The organism is Pseudomonas sp. FDAARGOS_380, assembly GCF_002591235.1.
GTDB classification, from domain to species: domain Bacteria; phylum Pseudomonadota; class Gammaproteobacteria; order Pseudomonadales; family Pseudomonadaceae; genus Aquipseudomonas; species Aquipseudomonas salmasensis.
Genome location: NZ_CP023969.1, coordinates 945773 through 962285, shown reverse-complemented (window position 1 = coordinate 962285; position 16513 = coordinate 945773). Strand labels below are relative to the sequence as shown.

Genomic DNA, 16513 nt, shown 5'->3' with positions numbered 1-16513 from the left:
TGGCCTATGGAACCCATCGTATTATTCAAGCAGGGCATGTTGCTGGTAGTGATGCTGACGGCGCCGCCGCTGATTGTGGCGGTGGTGGTGGGGGTCATGACCTCCCTGGTGCAGGCGCTGATGCAGGTACAGGACCAGACGTTACCCTTTGGTATCAAGCTGGTGGCAGTGGGGATCACCCTGATCATGACCGGCCGCTGGATCGGTGTGGAGTTGATCCAGTTGATGAACGTGACCTTTGACATGATCGGTCGCTCGGCCCTGCACTGAGGTCTTGCCTGTGCTGCTATATCTTGAGTATTTGCCCAGCCTGCTGGTCGCCATGGCGCGTATCTACCCCTGTGCCTTCCTCGTGGCGGCATTCTGTTTTCAACATATACGCGGCATGCTGCGGCACACCATTGTGATGGTCATGGCACTGCTGCCTGCACCTGCCATTCACGTCATGCTGGCGGGCCAGGAATACTCGGCGCTGATGCTCGGTGGGCTGGTCTTCAAAGAGTTGGCCCTGGGATTATTGCTGGGCGTGTTGCTGTCCATGCCGTTCTGGCTGTTCGAGTCGGTTGGGGCGTTGCTGGACAACCAGCGGGGCGCTTTGGCCGGTGGGCAGCTCAACCCCTCGCTTGGGCCAGACGCGACGCCAGTCGGGCACTTGTTCAAGCAATTGGCGATTTTTCTGCTGATGACCAGCATGGGCCTTGGGGCGTTGACGCAGGTGATCTGGGACAGCTATCTGCTCTGGCCACCGACGGTGTGGTTCCCGCTGCCCGCTGCCGATGGCTTCGATGTATTTGTCGGCCTGCTGGGCGATACCTTCACGCACATGATGCTCTACGCCGCGCCCTTTATTGCAGTGCTGCTGTTGCTGGAGTTCGGCATTGCCCTGCTGGGGGTCTACAGTCAGCAATTGCAAGTGAGTACGTTGGCGCCGCCCCTCAAGAGCCTGGCGGGTATCGGAGTGCTGTTGTTGTATTTTGCGTTGCTGCAGGACCTGATCGTCGGACGCATGGGCTTGCTTAAAGACCTCAAGCATTCCCTGGGCGTGTTTTTCGAGGTCTCGCTGTCATGAGTGATTCGGGGGAAAAGAAGCACCCCGCGTCAGCCAAGAAGCTGCGCGATCAGCGTAAGAAAGGCCAAGTCGCCCAAAGCCAGGATGTGGGTAAGCTACTGGTGCTGACAGCCATCAGCGAAATCGCCTTGTTCACCGCCGAGAGCAGCTTGCAACGTTTCCAGCAGTTGATGCTGCTGCCGATCTCGCGCCTGTCCTTGCCTTTCCCGCAGGCGCTGGAAGAAGTGATGGTCGAAGGCTTGATGGTGTTTTTCTCCTTCGCCCTGCTGATGGCCGCGGTGGCGATTATCACCAAGCTGGTCAGCAGTTGGATGCAGTTCGGGATTCTGTTCGCACCGGACTCCTTGAAGCTGGACTTCAATCGTCTGAACCCGCTCAGCCAACTCAAGCAAATGTTCTCTGTCCAGTCGGTAATGAACCTGTTGATGAGCATCGTCAAGGCAACACTGCTGGGCCTGATCCTGTACGTGGTGATCTGGCCTTCCCTGGGGGTGTTGATCAATATGGCCAGCAGCGATCTGCAAAGCTACATCCTGGGATTGATCGCCCTGTTCCGCTATCTGCTGCATGCCTGTCTTGGGTTATTGCTGGTGCTGGCGCTTATCGACCTGGCGATGCAGAAGTACTTCTTTGCCAAGCGCATGCGCATGACCCAGGTCGAGGTCGTGAAAGAGTACAAGGACATGGAGGGCGATCCCCACGTGAAGGGCCAGCGCCGCGCCCTGGCACAGCAATTGGCCCAGGAGGAGCCGAAGGTCAAGCTGCCCAAGCTGGAGGAGTCCGATATGCTGGTGGTCAACCCGACGCACTATGCCGTGGCCTTGTATTACCGCCCCGGTGAAACGCCGCTGCCCCTGCTGGTGAGCAAAGGGACTGATGATGACGCCCGTGCGTTGATCGCTCGCGCCAAAGCGGCCGATGTACCGGTGATCCAGTGCGTGTGGTTGGCCCGTACGCTGTACCCGAACAAGCTGGGGGCGACCATTCCTCGTGAAACCCTGCAGGCCGTGGCATTGATCTACCGCACCCTGCGCGAGCTTGATGATGAGGCCAAGCGTGAAACCCTGGAATTGCCGGAGCTTGATCTGCGTTGATCAGCGCCGGGTACGCGCATCCAGGGTTTCAAGGTTGGCCAACGACAACATTCGGCTGAGGAGCCTGTTGAGCAGGTTGCGCTGTGGGGGCAGTGCATGCCAGATCACCAGAGCGTCCTGTGCATCAACGTAGATAAAGCAGCCATCGAATGCCACGGCTTGCTCGAAACGCCGCTCCAGCACGTTCTGCAATTGTGAAGCTTGCAGTGCCTCGCGAGCCACGTGCAGGGCCAGGCCCTGACGGGGTCCGGCTTGCAGGCTGCTGGCCGTTACCCCCGGGCCAAGTGTCAGGTGAGCGGCAGAGCCGCCCACCAGGCTGTCGAGGAATACCTGGCGTTCATCGGCCGGGGTTCCTTGGGCGCTCATCGTTCCAGCGACACTGTCTGATAGTCCGCGCGCTCCCCGGCAGGGCCGGGTTCGACGCGCATTTGTGGAGGCCACCAGATCACCAGCTTGTCCTGGGTCGATTGCGGACGTGAGCAGGAGTCGCCCTTGCAGGTGGGCGTACAGCCGGCGACAAGCAGCGCCGCGCCGATCAGGGTGACGTACAGCAAGCGATGTTTCATGGCTTGGCCTTTTGGGTTGGAGTGATCAGGGAGGGACGGGGCACGCTGACGTGTTCATCCTTGACCACCGGACGCATGGCGATAAACACTTCTGCTTCCTCGCCAGGCTTGAGCCAGGCGCGCGGCCAGACACTCACGGCCAGGGTTTGCGACGTACTGCATTCCTTTTCGTCGATACGCACATTGCGGTTGAACTGATTGCGCAGCACCACCACGGCTACGTTGTACTGCGGGCCGGCGTACCATTGGCTGCGCTCGGTGTTCAGCGCCAGCAAGTTGCGGGTGCTGCACAAGGTGTTCAACCCCAGGGGCATCGGCGCTACCTTGAACGCTTTGGGCACTTGCCCTGCGACCAGATGCGCCAGGGTACTGATAATGTCACTGCGCTTGATCTCCGGCTGGTGAGGGTCATAGCGCCTGACCAGGGGGGTGAGAGCGGCCTGCAATTGGGCCTGGTCTGCCTGGGGCAGGTAACGTGACGGGTCGGCCTGGTCGCCGATGACGCGTGGCGTGAGGATAAACAGACGTTCGCGCCGATTGTTCTGTCGTTCAGTCGAGGAAAACAACGCCTTGCCCAATAGAGGAATATCACCCAGCAGGGGCACCTTGCTGTGCTTGTCGATGCTTTCGGTGACGTGGAAACCGCCGATCACGAGCGAGCGTTTTTCGGACATGATGGCCTGGGTGCTGACTTTGCCTCGGCGTACATCGAAGCTGCCGGGAGTAGGGTTGGCATCTTCGAAGTTACCGTCCTCGATATCTACCAACAGCTGGATCTGATGACCGCCACGGCTCGTGATGACGCGCGGCACGACCTGGAAGCCGGTGCCCACGGTGATCGGCAGAATCGTAGCGTTTTGCCGACCGCTGGTCAGGTATTGGGTTCGGTTGAAATCAATCACCGCCGGCTGGTTTTCCAGTGTCAGCACTGACGGATTGGATACCATGGTTGCCAGGCCCTTGGCTTCCAGCGCGCGTATCTCCGCGTCGAAACGACCACGGTTTTCAATTGTCAGTTGAGCGTTGCCGGAAATCAGGTTGGATGCGCCACTGAAGCGACTGTTCTGAAAGCCCCATCTCACCCCGAATTCGCGCAGTTGCGTGCGCTCGATGTCGAGGATGATTGCATCGATTTCCACCAGTTTGCGTGCCACGTCGAGTTGAGTGATCAGTTCGCGATACATCGCCTGCCGTTCCGGCACGTCATAAATCAGGATGGCGTTATTGCGCAAGTCGGCTTCGACGCGGATACGGGCTGGGCTGACCGGGGCACGTGGGGTGATTGACATGCCTGTATCGGTAGAGCCGTTCAGCCCGGTTGTCGCGGTGGAGCCGAGCATTTGCCCCAGCAACGGGTTGCTCAAGCGTGGAACCACGGGCGTAATGAACGCGGGCTGGGTGATGGAGCGTTGAGCCTGTGCCGAAGAGGTCGAGGTTGAGGTTGAGCGCGGTTCCAGAAGCCCTCGTAGCATGGTGGCTACACCGGGGATGGTGATTTTTTCGTTGCGGTATTCCATTTGGCGGTCCGCCGCGCTGGCGAATTTCAGTGGGTAGCTCAACACGCTCTGTTTTTCATCCGCGGAACGGCGCTGGCTGCTGAAACGCTTGATTTGTTCGATATAAACTTTCGGGCCGGAGACCAGCACAACACCGTCTTCCGGCAACTCGCCCCAGCCGAAACGACTGTCGAGCAAGCCTATATCGGTCAGCGCTTGCTTGAGGTCTGCGATGGTCTCGGAAGAGACTTCCAGGCGTGCGGATTCTTGCTGGTCCAGGGTGCTGATATAAAGGGTGTTGTTGTACATGTACCATTGGAAACGGTGTTCGACCCCCAACCGGTCGAGCAATGACTGTGGCGTATTAGCGCGTATCTTGCCGTTGACGTTACCTTCGAGCAGCCCTTCGACCTGAAGCTGAGTACCAAATGTCTGGGCAAAATCTTCCAGCACTTCGCGCACCGGTTTGTGCTGGGCTTCATAAGCGTAGGCCGTGTTTTTCCATTCGGGAGGGATTGCGGCCAGCGCGCTATCCAGTGGCAGCAGCCACCCAGGCAGCATGATGAGCCAACACCAGGCGGCGCGGTGGGTCGAAGCAGGTACGTGAGGGCGCAAGCGTTTGTGCTTGTCGTTTTTGTCAGGCATGGGAAAGTCTCTGATTAGTGCGATATCGAGCGCAGCGACGTGGGTATGAATGTGCGTACAGGCCGCGCCTGGCGCGCGACAATGGCGCGCCAGGTGTCGCGTTGGTTGAGAAGGGATTCGAGACACTTCGCCAGATGCTCGCCGTGCCCCCTCTCCACACATTGAATAAGCCAAAGCGCACCGGTGGTCGGCGCCAATGCCACTGCGCCGTGAAAATAGCTCAGGCTGGGGCCTCCCAGACGCATCCAGGTGCGCAGCTGGGCTTTGTCTTCGTCCGCTTTGGTTAACTGGACCTTTACCAGCAGTCTGTTCGAAACGCGTTGAAAGATGATTTCGTCGTCGTTCTCAAACAAAGTCAGCTGCCCTTCGTGGCTATTCAGCCAACCGGCAAGGAGTGCTTGCAACTTATTGCACGCCGTCCAGCGCTGTTTTGAGCAGCGTATGCCTGGAGCGCGTGTGTTCGTTGAACGCGATAAGAGAGAGCTTCTGTTGTTTCACAAGGTCGCTGAAATATTCGATATCTGCATCGAGCGCAACCGGATCTTTATAGGCTGTGTTCACTCGCTTGATATCAGCCTGAACTTGCTTCAATAGATGGTTTTTCAGGTTTCCGTGAAAGTCCATGATTTTTACTCCAGATGTGTCTGAACTGTGTGGCGGGTTGTTTGCCACCAGTTCCATCGGCAGACATTTTTTTAAAGATATCGCCTGCCTCTACCGCTATGTCCTACTCGCCTGTAAACAATATTTCTCGCATCGAGGCCCAGTCGATACGAAAATCGCCTTCATCTGTTTCCAGTAGCAGTGATTGAGGTTTGATCTGGTCATCGGGGCGAAGCTTCCAGGGTGTAGAGCCCAACCGGGCCAAGGCTTGGGCTATCTGCTCATGCTCGCGCGGGTGGCAAACCAAGGTTGCCTTGATAGGTGGAATTTGCGTCGCTACCAACTGTTTGACCAATGCCGAAAGACGCTTTGGGGGAGGCACTTCTTCCAACAGGCAGTGGAAGGCTCGGTTGGCAATGGATGTTGCGTAGTGTTCGAGGCTGTCACACATCGTCTGGCGTTGGCGCTCCCACGCGCTGAGTTGCGCGTGGGCACGTGACCAGAAGTCGAGGCGGGCCTGCTCGAGCATTTCTTCGCGATGCTCAGCCGCCTGGCGCAGCAACTCTTCAGCTTGGGTCTGTGCGCTACCCAGCAACTGCGCGGACTGAACGCAATCGGCGAGCATCTCCCGGGTAATCAATACTTTTGGCTGCCCGCAAGCGCCGTTGTGCAATTCGATTTTGCGTAGGGTCAACATAGACAATGCTCTGGCGTGTTGCAGTTAACGACGATTTGTTTCGCTGCCCGTTGCTTCGATACGCCAGACAATCGCCTGCCACAGCGTATTGAGCCGGCCATGCGCGTCGTCGAGTGGCAGGTGAGTGGTTTCAAGCGCCTGCACCCGGTCAGGGGGCAAGCGCAGCCGAAGACGTTGCCAGACAGCAGGCTCAACCCACGCCCTCAGCAATTGCAGTGGATCATTCTCCGGCTGCAACAGGGCGTCAGGGTGCAGGGCCTTTGCAAGGCGCTCACACCACTTGCGGTGTTCATCGTACAAGGGGCTGTCGACGTTGGGATGGCACGTAAGCTCCAGTAGCGCTATCGCCAGATCGAACTGCTCTCGTGAAGCCAGGGCCAAACCAAGCACCGTTGCACAGGGAGGGGGAGGTAGGCACGGTTCGATGCCCAACGCTGCACACGCCAGTGCGGGTTGGCTGCGACACAGGGCGGGTAATGCGTGGTAGGCCTGGGCGCTGGTCGCATCCGGGTGCGAAAACCGCCACGGACTGGCCCACCATTGGGCCCAGGCCAGATGATCACTCATTCGGTAGATGCGCTGGGGCTGACAGGATCCTGCCTTGATCGTTGGCCTCGTATGCGCCAGAACAGCGCAGCGACGAGCGTCAGTATCGCGCCGATAACCAACAAGCTGACAGTGGTACGCCAAAAACCGATGTCTTCCTCGGGAACCAGGAACGGACCGAAATAGCTCAGGCGCTGTTGCTCTTGGTAAGCCGCTGCCGGCACAAAAACCACCGTGAGCTTCTGCGCGTTATCCAATGCAGTGGTCATGCCGGGAATACTACTGGATACCATCCTGCGTACGCGCGCCCGGATGCTGTCGGGCTCCAGTCGCGGGTCATGCTTGATGAACACCGAGGCGGAGGCGGGTTGGACGGGCTCACCGGGAGCCACGCGTTCGGGCAACACCACGTGCACGCGAGCGACGATGACGCCATCGATGTTTGACAGTGTCGCCTCCAACTCCTGGGACAGTGCATAGATATACCGGGCACGCTCTTCCAGTGGGGTAGAGATGACGCCCTCCTTGCGGAAGGTGTCACCCAGTGTGGCACGGGCGACCTTCGGCAATCCGACCGCTTCCAGTGTGCGAACGGCGCGGCTGATATCGGCTGCATTGACACGCACCACGACGCCGTCCTTGGCAGGCACTTTTTGTGCGCGTATGTGTTTGTCAGCCAGTTCTGCGATGACCTCATTGGCATCCTGCTCGGAGAGTTGGCGATGCAGTTCGACACTTTCGCCGCAGCCGCCCAGTATCAGCGTCAGCGAGAAAACTAATCCGATGGATAGAAAACGAATCATTTTTTCCTACTGCAGGTTGCTGACTTTTTCTAGGCATTGCGCGCCCTTGCCGACGCACTTCACCAGGGTTTGGGTCAGCAGTACGGAGTCTGAAAGATGGGAGGCATAGTTAAGCCGATTTTTCTCTTTGAACTCATTGTTGAAGTCTTTCAGGCCCCGACTCATGCCACTTCTCGCCTTGTCCAGATGCTGCAAAGCGTCGGTCAGGGCATTCGAGGGTGACGTGGCGGTAGCCCGATGCATCGACGGTTCCAATAACGAGCTGAAAAAGCTCACGTCTTCGCCGTGGTGTGTAGGTTGGGTAGGGGGCCTGCGAGCTGTGAGCCCGTTTTGATATTCGCGTAATACATCGACTTCTTTTATCTGCATATAGACCTCCTGGGGAAACCGCCCTTTGGTGACAAAGGGCGGTAATGCTATTTAGCGCATCGCGTCGATGTTCTTTTTCTTCTCAGAGATCTTGAAGGCTTCAATACTTTCCTTCAGGGATTCGCGAACCGCTGCTTTCCTTTCTGCTTTAAGGTCTTCGTTTTCGCCGCCGCCGGAGCTTTGGACAGGGACTTGATAGGTTTGCGGGTTAATGCCAGAAACACTCATAGTGATACTCCAATATCTAAGAAATGGTGTTTGAGTCTTGATATGTAGTTGCAATATTGTTGCTTCCAATAGGCACTAAATATATCAGGCTCATCCTTGTGTGGTTCTGGGGCGAATATGGTTCCAGCTTTTACTTGAAGGGTGTATCTGGGGATTTCTTCGGTGCCTGTGGCCTGCGCAGCGGGTTACTGTATGTCTAGTTGTTTCATTCGATAGTAAAGCGTTCTCTTCGCCATCCCCAACTCTACAGCCACCTCGTCCACACAGTAGGTATGACGACGCAACGACTCTTCAATCAGAGCTTTCTCGATTTGTTGCAGGCGTTCTTTCAGGTTGATTGGCTCGTTTGTAACGTTCGAGGGGGAGCTTGATAACGGCGCCAGACCCAGCACGAAACGTTTGGCAGTGGAGCGCAGCTCACGCACATTCCCCAGCCATGGGTGGCACAGCAACTGTTGCACCAACTCGCTGCACAGGTTTGGGGCGAGACACTTATAGTGCTCGGCTTCCTCTTGAATCATATTCAGGAACAACGGGACGATTCGGTCACGGCGATTGCGCAGCGGAGGCAGATTGATATTTACGACGTTAAGGCGGAAATACAGGTCGCGCCTGAACCTTCCCTGCTCGACCATCTCATGCAGGGATTGCTGCGCAGAGGCGATGACTCGCATGTCTACCGGGATAAACCGGGTTGAGCCCAGCCGTTCCACACCCCTTGATTCCAGTACCCGTAGCAGTTTGGCTTGCATGGAGAGCGGCATACTGTCGATTTCATCCAGATACAAGGTACCCAGGTGAGCGGCTTCGATAAAACCCGCACGTGATTGCACTGCTCCGGTATAGGCGCCGCTGTTGACGCCGAACAGTTGGCTCTCTGCGAGGCTTTCCGGGATGGCGGCGCAGTTCACGGCGACAAAATGACCTCGTCGCCCCGACAAACGATGGATCCGTTGGGCCAAGGTATCCTTGCCCGTCCCCGTCTCTCCTAATAATAGAATGTCGATATCGAGCGCCGCAGTACTCTTGAGCGTACGCTCGATGTCCAAGGCTTCAACAGAGGGGAGGTATGTCTCATTTGTTATTTTGTAAGAGGCTGACATAGTCCGGGTACTCCACTATCGCTATCACTTCACTGTTGATAGAACGCTGTTGGCGTACGGCCAGTAGAACGCAAATAATCAAAAAAGTCATCGTGGCTGTGAGTATGAAAATGCTGCAGGAGAATGTGTGAAATATTAACTATGTCAGTGCGCTGTATTATTCAAGTGCTTTAGTGTTGGTTATTGAGCGTTTAGTGTAGGAGAAGACTTAAGAGTTGAGGGATTCATCGTTCAAATGGATCGCCGGATCTGGATGATTAAGGTTTCTATGTAGAGGGCCTTTAGTTGAGCGGTAGATAGAAATAGGAGGCAACAAAAAACCGACGCAATGCGTCGGTTTCTTGTATCGGGCAGGGTGTTCAGCTAACGCTTATACGTTGAAGCGGAAGTGCATCACATCGCCGTCTTTAACAATGTAGTCCTTGCCTTCCAGGCGCCATTTACCGGCTTCCTTGGCACCCGCTTCACCCTTGAACTGGATGAAGTCGTTGTAGGCGATCACTTCGGCGCGGATGAAGCCTTTTTCGAAGTCGGTGTGGATCACGCCGGCGGCCTGTGGCGCAGTGGCACCAACCTTGACGGTCCAGGCGCGGACTTCTTCGACACCGGCGGTGAAGTAGGTCTGCAGGTTGAGCATTTCGTAGCCGGCGCGGATCACGCGGTTCAGGCCAGGCTCTTCCAGGCCCAGGGCCTCGAGGAACATGTCCTTTTCTTCGCCGTCATCGAGTTCGGCGATTTCCGCTTCGATCTTATTGCACACCGGAACAACGATGGCGCCTTCTTCGTCGGCAATGGCCTTGACCACGTCGAGCAGCGGGTTGTTCTCGAAGCCGTCTTCGGCAACGTTGGCGATGTACATCACAGGCTTGGTGGTCAGCAGGTGGAAGCCCTTGATCACGGCCTTCTCGTCTGCGCCCATGTTCTTCATCAGGCTGCGCGCTGGCTTGCCTTCGGTGAAGTGCGCGATCAGTTGCTCCAGCAAGCCCTTTTGGACCACTGCATCCTTGTCGCCGCCCTTGGCGTTACGCGCGACTTTCTGCAGTTGCTTCTCGCAGCTGTCGAGGTCGGCGAAGATCAGTTCCAGGTCGATGATCTCGATGTCGCGTTTCGGGTCGACGCTGTTGGAGACGTGAATCACGTTCTCGTCTTCAAAGCAACGGACCACGTGGGCGATGGCATCGGTTTCGCGGATGTTGGCCAGGAACTTGTTGCCCAGGCCTTCACCTTTCGAGGCGCCGGCGACGAGGCCCGCGATGTCGACGAACTCCATGGTGGTCGGCAGGATGCGCTTGGGATTGACGATGGCCGACAGTGCGTCAAGACGCGGGTCCGGCATCGGCACAATGCCGCTGTTGGGTTCGATGGTGCAGAAGGGGAAGTTCTCCGCCGCAATACCGGACTTGGTCAGGGCGTTGAACAGGGTGGATTTGCCGACGTTGGGCAGGCCGACGATGCCGCAATTGAATCCCATGGTGTTTCCCCTCGGTAAGAGTCAGGCCTTCTGGCTGTGCAGGTTTTTCATCGCACGGTTCCATTCACCGGCGAAGATATCCGGCAGCACGCCGAGGGCAAAATCGATGCTGGCATCGAGTTTTTCCTGTTCGGCGCGTGGCGCACGACCCAGGACGAAATTTGAAACCATACTGGCAACGCCTGGGTGGCCAATGCCGAGCCGCAGACGGTAAAAATTATTCTGATTGCCCAACTGCGCGATGATGTCGCGCAGGCCATTGTGCCCACCATGCCCGCCGCCGAGCTTGAGCTTGGCTACGCCGGGTGGCAGGTCCAGTTCGTCATGGGCCACCAGGATTTCTTCGGGTTTGATCCGGAAGAAGCCCGCAAGCGCCGCGACAGCCTGGCCGCTGCGGTTCATGTAGGTGGTGGGAATCAGTAGACGAACATCCTGACCCTGGTGCGAGAAGCGCCCGGTCAGGCCAAAATATTTGCGATCGGCCACCAGATTGATGCCTTGGGCGTGGGCGATACGCTCAACAAAAAGGGCCCCCGCGTTATGCCGGGTCTGTTCGTATTCGGCGCCTGGATTTCCCAGGCCAACGATCAGTTTAATGGCAGTCACGACAGGGGCCCTTCCTTTGGAGTTGTGGATAACATCGCCGTACCCGTGTGCGGCGAAAGTGGACGACACTACATCATTTACTCAAGAGTAAACGCCGCGTTATCGCCCGCTTTCTCGCTACGTTTCGGTCCGCGATGTTTCCTCAAGCTCCGGCAATACAGAGTGAATTACTCTGCAGCGCCTTCTTCAGCTTCTTCTGGAGCAACGCGTGGAGCGTGAACGTTGGCAACAGCTTTGTCATCACCGTGAGCCAGTGCAACAAACTCAACGCCTTTAGGAGCCTTGAGGTCGGACAGGTGAACGATGGCGCCGATTTCCAGAGCCGACAGGTCGACTTCGATGAACTCAGGCAGGTCTTTCGGCAGGCAGGTCACTTCGATTTCGTTCAGGACGTGAGAGATCTCGCCGCCTTTCTTGACCGGAGCTTCTTCACCCACAAAGTGCACAGGCACGATGGCGGTCAGTTTCTGGCCAGCTACAACGCGAACGAAGTCAGCGTGCATGATGAACTGCTTGGAAGGGTGACGCTGCATCGCTTTAACGATGACGTTCTGCTTGGCGCCGTCGACATTCAGCTCGATAACGTGGCTGTAGGCAGCTTCGTTTTCGAACAGCTTGGCGATTTCCTTGGCCAGGATGGTCACGGATTCAGCAGGCTTGTTACCACCGTAGACAACGGCTGGGATGTTGGCGGCGTGACGCAGGCGGCGGCTCGCACCTTTCCCCAGGTCAGTACGCGCTTGGGCGTTCAGAGTAAATTCGTTCATGTTGTATCTCCAAAATAGCCATCATCGAGGGGCGTTTGCGACCAGCGCCGAACTCGATATGGGCAAAAAAGCCCCGCCCCAGCGGAATGCTGGGGCGGGGCGCTTTTCGTCAGTGAGGTGATCCGTTGGTTTGACCCTTAACGGAACATCGCGCTGATCGATTCTTCATTGCTGATGCGGCGAACCGCTTCGGCAACGACCGGTGCAATATCCAGTTGGCGGATACGTGCACAGGCTTGAGCTGCGGCGGACAACGGGATGGTGTTGGTCACCACCAGTTCGTCCAGCACGGAGTTCTCGATGTTCTCGATCGCTCGGCCCGACAGCACAGGGTGTGTGCAGTAGGCGAAGACTTTTGCTGCACCGTGCTCTTTCAAGGCTTTCGCCGCGTGGCACAGGGTGCCGGCGGTGTCGACCATGTCATCAACCAGAATACAGGTACGCCCTTCGACATCACCGATGATATGCATCACTTCAGAGTGATTGGCTTTCTCACGGCGTTTGTCGATGATCCCGAGGTCCACGCCCAGGGATTTGGCAACAGCCCGTGCACGCACGACGCCACCAATGTCCGGGGACACGATCATCAGGTTTTCAAAGCGCTGGTCTTCGATGTCATCCACCAGAACGGGGGAGCCGTAGATGTTATCTACCGGAATATCGAAGAACCCCTGGATTTGGTCAGCGTGCAGGTCAACCGTGAGCACACGGTCGATACCTACCACGGTCAGCATGTCAGCAACGACTTTCGCGCTGATAGCTACACGTGCGGAGCGCGGACGGCGATCCTGACGGGCATAACCAAAGTAAGGGATTACAGCTGTGATTCGAGTCGCTGAGGAGCGGCGGAAGGCATCAGCCATCACGACGAGTTCCATCAGGTTATCGTTGGTCGGAGCGCAGGTCGGCTGAATAATGAAGACGTCTTTACCGCGGACATTTTCATTGATCTCGGCTGTAATTTCGCCGTCGGAGAATTTACCGACAGAGATGTCACCGAGAGGGATATGCAGCTGACGTACGACACGCCGAGCCAGATCGGGGTTGGCATTCCCCGTAAAGACCATCATCTTGGACACGCGCAGTACCTAGAGGCTGAGGGTAACCTGGATGAGTATTAGAAAATGGCAGGGGCGGCTGGATTCGAACCAACGCATGGCAGGATCAAAACCTGCTGCCTTACCGCTTGGCGACGCCCCTGTATCTGTTGCAACGAGTGCCTAACACTCGGTTCCTTTTAGAGCAGACTTTGCAGCTTGCGATGCAACATCGAAACGTTGCTTCCCTTTGCTACAAACCCTGTAAGGGTCTCTGTAAGAAGGGCCGAGACTTTATCAGCTTCAGCTTTGCTTGGGAAGCCCCCAAACACACAACTTCCAGTTCCGGTTAATTTTGCTTCGGTAAATTTACCTAACAAATTCAAAGCGTTACGTACCTCTGGATAACGCCTTGCTACAACCGGTAAGCAGTCATTTCGACTGTTTCCCTTGGGAACGGGGCGCACTTTAATGGGAGAAGAGTTACGTGTCAACAACGGATCTGAAAAAATTTCTGCTGTACTTACAGATACTTGCGGCACCAGCACGACATACCAAGGTTCTTCGGGCTCTACAGGGGTGAGTTTCTCCCCAACGCCTTCAGCAAATGCGGCGTGCCCCCGCACGAAAACCGGTACGTCGGCGCCCAGCGTAAGGCCCAGCGCAGCAAGGCGGTCGTGGTCCCAGCCCAGTTGCCATAAGTGATTGAGGCCTAACAAAGTAGTCGCGGCATTTGAGCTGCCGCCACCGATACCCCCGCCCATGGGCAGGATTTTGTCGATCCAGATATCGATGCCGAGTGTGCAGCCAGAGTGTTCCTGAATTTTTTTTGCCGCCCGCACAATCAGATTGCTGTCGTGGGGCACACCGTCGAATTCGGTGTGCAACTGGATCACGCCATCGTCACGTACGGCAAAGGTCAGCTCATCGCCGTAGTCGAGAAATTGAAACAGCGTCTGCAACTCGTGGTAGCCATCTTCACGACGACCAAGGATATGCAGCATCAGGTTGAGCTTGGCCGGGGAGGGCAGGGTCAATTTTTGTGCGGACACGTTATTGCCCCAGTTTGCGCGGTTGCCAGTCCTTGATCACCAGCGTGACATCAAGGTCGGTGCCATGCAGCTTGATGCGTTCTGGAAGCCAGTAGCCGCTTTGTTCCACATAGCTCAAATATTCGACCTGCCAGCCATCCTGCTCCAGGGTGGCGAGGCGGCTGTCGCCATTGAGGCTCAGACGGCTCTTGCTGTCAGGCGCCGGCAAGCCGCGCACCCACCAGACCAAATGCGAGACGGGCAGCTTCCAGCCAATCTGCTGCTCCAGCAGTTCTTCCGGGGAGGTTGCCTCGTAGCGGCCCTGGTTGGCCACTTCCAGGCTCACTTGCCCCGGCCGGCCAGTCAGGCGGGCTGCGCCACGGCCCAGGGGGCCCGAGAGGCGAATGTCGTAGTAGTCCTGGCGCTGCAGCCAGAACAGGGTGCCGCTGCCAGAGTCTTTCGGCGCACGTACCCCGACCTTGCCCTCGATCTGCCAGCCATCGATGCTGCTGAGCTGGTCCTTGTGTTGTTTCCATTGGGCCGGGTTGCCCTGGCCTTCAACGGATTCACGGCTGCCGATACCCGCGCAACCGGCGAGCAGGGCGATGAAGCTGAAAACAATAACGTGGCGCAAGAACATAAATTTAAAGGGTCTCGGATCCGGTCAGGCGCTTGATGGTGCTGCGCAGGATGGGGCTGTCGGGTTGTTCCTTGAGGAATTTTTCCCAGATTTGTCGGGCTTCGCGTTGCTTGCCATTGGCCCAGAGCACTTCGCCCAGATGCGCGGCGACTTCCTGGTCCGGGAAACGCTCCAGTGCCTGGCGCAGCAAGCGTTCGGCCTCGTCGAGGTTGCCCAGGCGGTAATTCACCCAGCCCAGGCTGTCGAGCACGGCCGGGTCTTCCGGGTTGAGCGCATGAGCCTGTTCGATCAGCACCTTGGCTTCGGCGTAGCGCGTGGTGCGGTCGGACAAGGTATAGCCCAAAGCGTTAAGGGCCATGGCGTTGTCCGGGTCACGCTTGATGATCAGGCGCAGGTCTTTTTCCAGCTGTGCCAGGTCATTGCGTTTTTCCGCCTGCATGGCGCGGGTGTACAGCAGGTTCAAATCGTCGGGGTATTGCAGCAACGCTTGTTGCAGCAGTTTCCACGCGCGTTCGCCCTGCTTGTTGGCCGATAAGGTCTCGGCCTGGATCAGGTACAGCTGGATGGCGTAGTCCGGCTCAGCATCGCGGGCCGCGGCGAGGCGTTTTTCCGCTTCGTCGGTGCGGCCATTGCTCATCAGGATATCGGCCTGGCGCAACTGCGCGGGCAGATAGTCATTGCCGGGGCCTACTTGCGCATATTCGAGCAGGGCCGCCTGCGGGTCGTTGCGCTCTTCAGCGATGCGGCCCAGGTTCAGGTGCGCCGAGTCCACGTGGCTGTCACGTTCGATCAGCTCTTGCAGGTAGCCCTTGGCCTCGTCCCAGGCCTTGGCTTCCAGGCACACCAATGCCAGTGAGTAACGCAGTTCGTCGTCGTCCGGGTATTGCTGGACCAGGTTGGCAAACTGCACTTTGGCGTCTTCCATACGGTCCTGTTCAACCAGCATGCGTGCATAGGTCAGGAGCAGGCGCTTGTCGCCGGGGTATTTCTTGATGCTTTTTTCCAGCAGCGGAATCGCTTCCTTGCCGCGGTTAAGGCTTTGCAGCAGGCGTGCACGCAACAGGATCGGCGCGATTTCGCCTTCTTCCGGCGGGTTCTGTTCCAGCAGCTTGAGCGCGGCGTCGGCTTCATCGTCCTGTTGCAGCAGCAGGGCCTTGCCGAAAATCAACTGACTGTTCTTCGGGTGCTTTTGCAGCAGGCGATCGAAACTCTTCATCAGCCCGTTGCGCGTGTCCTGGTCGGTGTCGGCGGCCGATAGCGCAAGAAAGTCAAAATGCGTGTCGCCCTTGCCCTGCAAAACCTTCTCCATATAGACCATGGAGTCGTCGTAGCGCCCGGCACGTGCCAGTTGCACGGCTGCGGCGCGCTGGGCTTCCAGGTCATCCGGGGCGTTTTTGGCCCAGATCAGCGAGGTGTCCAGCGCTGCCTGGTCGGCGCCCAGGTATTCGGCGATGCGAAACGCTCGCTCGGAAATCCCCGGGTCCTGGGTGTTGATGGCCTGGGTCACGTAATTATCCAGCGCAATATCGAAGCGATTGCGCTGGCCTGCCAGTTCAGCGGTCAGCAGGCTGTAGATCGTTTCTTCACTGAACGAGGAATAAACCTTGGGCTTTTCAGGGGCGGGTGTGCTGTCTTCCACCGGCGACGTAGCGTCCGGCGACACGGGGGCCATGGCCTGGCAGCCGCTGAGGAAGACAAAAGCGAGGAGCAACGCGGAAGATCTATTCATATAGGAAGAGGAC

General features: G+C 57.3%; 21 protein-coding genes and 1 tRNA gene. 3 read left to right on the top strand and 19 right to left on the bottom strand.

Annotated elements, in window-relative coordinates:
- Positions 1-6: 6 nt before the first annotated feature.
- Genes sctS through sctU form a run of 3 tightly spaced genes read left to right on the top strand, consistent with a single transcriptional unit; the run spans position 7 to position 2163 of the window.
- Entirely contained in the window at positions 7-270 is a 264-nt protein-coding gene (gene sctS, locus CRN80_RS04725) for a type III secretion system export apparatus subunit SctS (RefSeq protein WP_003188329.1), read from the top strand.
- A gap of 10 nt (positions 271-280) precedes the next feature.
- Complete coding sequence (gene sctT / locus CRN80_RS04720) at positions 281-1069, top strand: type III secretion system export apparatus subunit SctT (protein ID WP_098949631.1); 789 nt, start codon at positions 281-283, stop codon at positions 1067-1069.
- Entirely contained in the window at positions 1066-2163 is a 1098-nt protein-coding gene (sctU, locus tag CRN80_RS04715) for a type III secretion system export apparatus subunit SctU (RefSeq protein ID WP_098949630.1), read from the top strand. Before sctT ends, sctU begins: the two co-directional genes overlap by 4 nt.
- Here the strand turns inward: sctU and CRN80_RS04710 are convergent, their stop codons facing one another.
- From CRN80_RS04710 to CRN80_RS04620, 19 genes are all read right to left on the bottom strand, one after another.
- Positions 2164-2529 (bottom strand): hypothetical protein, encoded by a 366-nt coding sequence (locus CRN80_RS04710; protein WP_032893675.1) that lies wholly within the window; start codon positions 2527-2529, stop codon positions 2164-2166.
- Positions 2526-2729 (bottom strand): HrpT family type III secretion system protein, encoded by a 204-nt coding sequence (hrpT, locus tag CRN80_RS04705; protein WP_032893674.1) that lies wholly within the window; start codon positions 2727-2729, stop codon positions 2526-2528. Before hrpT ends, CRN80_RS04710 begins: the two co-directional genes overlap by 4 nt.
- Positions 2726-4870 (bottom strand): type III secretion system outer membrane ring subunit SctC, encoded by a 2145-nt coding sequence (sctC, locus tag CRN80_RS04700; RefSeq protein ID WP_098949629.1) that lies wholly within the window; start codon positions 4868-4870, stop codon positions 2726-2728. Before sctC ends, hrpT begins: the two co-directional genes overlap by 4 nt.
- Positions 4871-4884: 14 nt before the next feature.
- Positions 4885-5274 (bottom strand): type III secretion system chaperone, encoded by a 390-nt coding sequence (locus CRN80_RS04695; protein ID WP_098949628.1) that lies wholly within the window; start codon positions 5272-5274, stop codon positions 4885-4887.
- Position 5275: 1 nt separating this feature from the next.
- Positions 5276-5494: a hypothetical protein gene (locus CRN80_RS04690; protein WP_032893671.1), complete on the bottom strand. Its 219-nt coding sequence runs from the start codon at positions 5492-5494 to the stop codon at positions 5276-5278.
- Between the two features lie 103 nt (positions 5495-5597).
- A complete protein-coding gene (sctL, locus tag CRN80_RS04685) occupies positions 5598-6170 on the bottom strand; it encodes a type III secretion system stator protein SctL (protein WP_098949627.1) in 573 nt (190 codons plus the stop codon).
- A 24-nt stretch (positions 6171-6194) separates the two neighbouring features.
- Positions 6195-6737, bottom strand: coding sequence for a hypothetical protein (locus CRN80_RS04680; RefSeq protein ID WP_084570972.1), 543 nt, complete (start codon positions 6735-6737; stop codon positions 6195-6197).
- Positions 6734-7519 (bottom strand): type III secretion system inner membrane ring lipoprotein SctJ, encoded by a 786-nt coding sequence (sctJ, locus tag CRN80_RS04675; RefSeq protein ID WP_032893668.1) that lies wholly within the window; start codon positions 7517-7519, stop codon positions 6734-6736. The genes CRN80_RS04680 and sctJ overlap by 4 nt, the downstream gene beginning before the upstream one ends.
- Before the next feature lie 6 nt (positions 7520-7525).
- Positions 7526-7888 (bottom strand): hypothetical protein, encoded by a 363-nt coding sequence (locus CRN80_RS31490; protein ID WP_032893667.1) that lies wholly within the window; start codon positions 7886-7888, stop codon positions 7526-7528.
- Between the two features lie 51 nt (positions 7889-7939).
- On the bottom strand, positions 7940-8116 hold the full coding sequence (locus CRN80_RS04665) for a hypothetical protein (protein WP_032893666.1): 177 nt from the start codon (positions 8114-8116) through the stop codon (positions 7940-7942).
- 185 nt (positions 8117-8301) lie between these two features.
- Positions 8302-9219 carry a sigma 54-interacting transcriptional regulator gene (locus tag CRN80_RS04660; RefSeq protein ID WP_032893665.1) on the bottom strand — a complete coding sequence of 306 codons (918 nt, stop codon included), beginning with the start codon at positions 9217-9219 and terminating at the stop codon, positions 8302-8304.
- A gap of 370 nt (positions 9220-9589) precedes the next feature.
- Positions 9590-10690: a redox-regulated ATPase YchF gene (gene ychF / locus CRN80_RS04655; RefSeq protein ID WP_032893664.1), complete on the bottom strand. Its 1101-nt coding sequence runs from the start codon at positions 10688-10690 to the stop codon at positions 9590-9592.
- Positions 10691-10711: 21 nt separating this feature from the next.
- Positions 10712-11296: an aminoacyl-tRNA hydrolase gene (gene pth / locus CRN80_RS04650; protein WP_003188350.1), complete on the bottom strand. Its 585-nt coding sequence runs from the start codon at positions 11294-11296 to the stop codon at positions 10712-10714.
- A gap of 167 nt (positions 11297-11463) precedes the next feature.
- On the bottom strand, positions 11464-12063 hold the full coding sequence (locus CRN80_RS04645; RefSeq protein ID WP_003188351.1) for a 50S ribosomal protein L25/general stress protein Ctc: 600 nt from the start codon (positions 12061-12063) through the stop codon (positions 11464-11466).
- Positions 12064-12200: 137 nt separating this feature from the next.
- Positions 12201-13142: a ribose-phosphate pyrophosphokinase gene (locus CRN80_RS04640; RefSeq protein ID WP_003171603.1), complete on the bottom strand. Its 942-nt coding sequence runs from the start codon at positions 13140-13142 to the stop codon at positions 12201-12203.
- 46 nt (positions 13143-13188) lie between these two features.
- A tRNA-Gln gene (locus CRN80_RS04635) sits at positions 13189-13263 on the bottom strand.
- A gap of 37 nt (positions 13264-13300) precedes the next feature.
- Complete coding sequence (gene ispE / locus CRN80_RS04630) at positions 13301-14104, bottom strand: 4-(cytidine 5'-diphospho)-2-C-methyl-D-erythritol kinase (RefSeq protein WP_178110635.1); 804 nt, start codon at positions 14102-14104, stop codon at positions 13301-13303.
- A 49-nt stretch (positions 14105-14153) separates the two neighbouring features.
- Positions 14154-14771 (bottom strand): lipoprotein insertase outer membrane protein LolB, encoded by a 618-nt coding sequence (gene lolB, locus CRN80_RS04625; RefSeq protein WP_032893661.1) that lies wholly within the window; start codon positions 14769-14771, stop codon positions 14154-14156.
- Positions 14772-14775: 4 nt separating this feature from the next.
- Positions 14776-16500, bottom strand: a complete 1725-nt coding sequence (locus CRN80_RS04620; RefSeq protein ID WP_003188355.1) for a tetratricopeptide repeat protein — start codon at positions 16498-16500, stop codon at positions 14776-14778.
- Positions 16501-16513 lie beyond the last annotated feature (13 nt).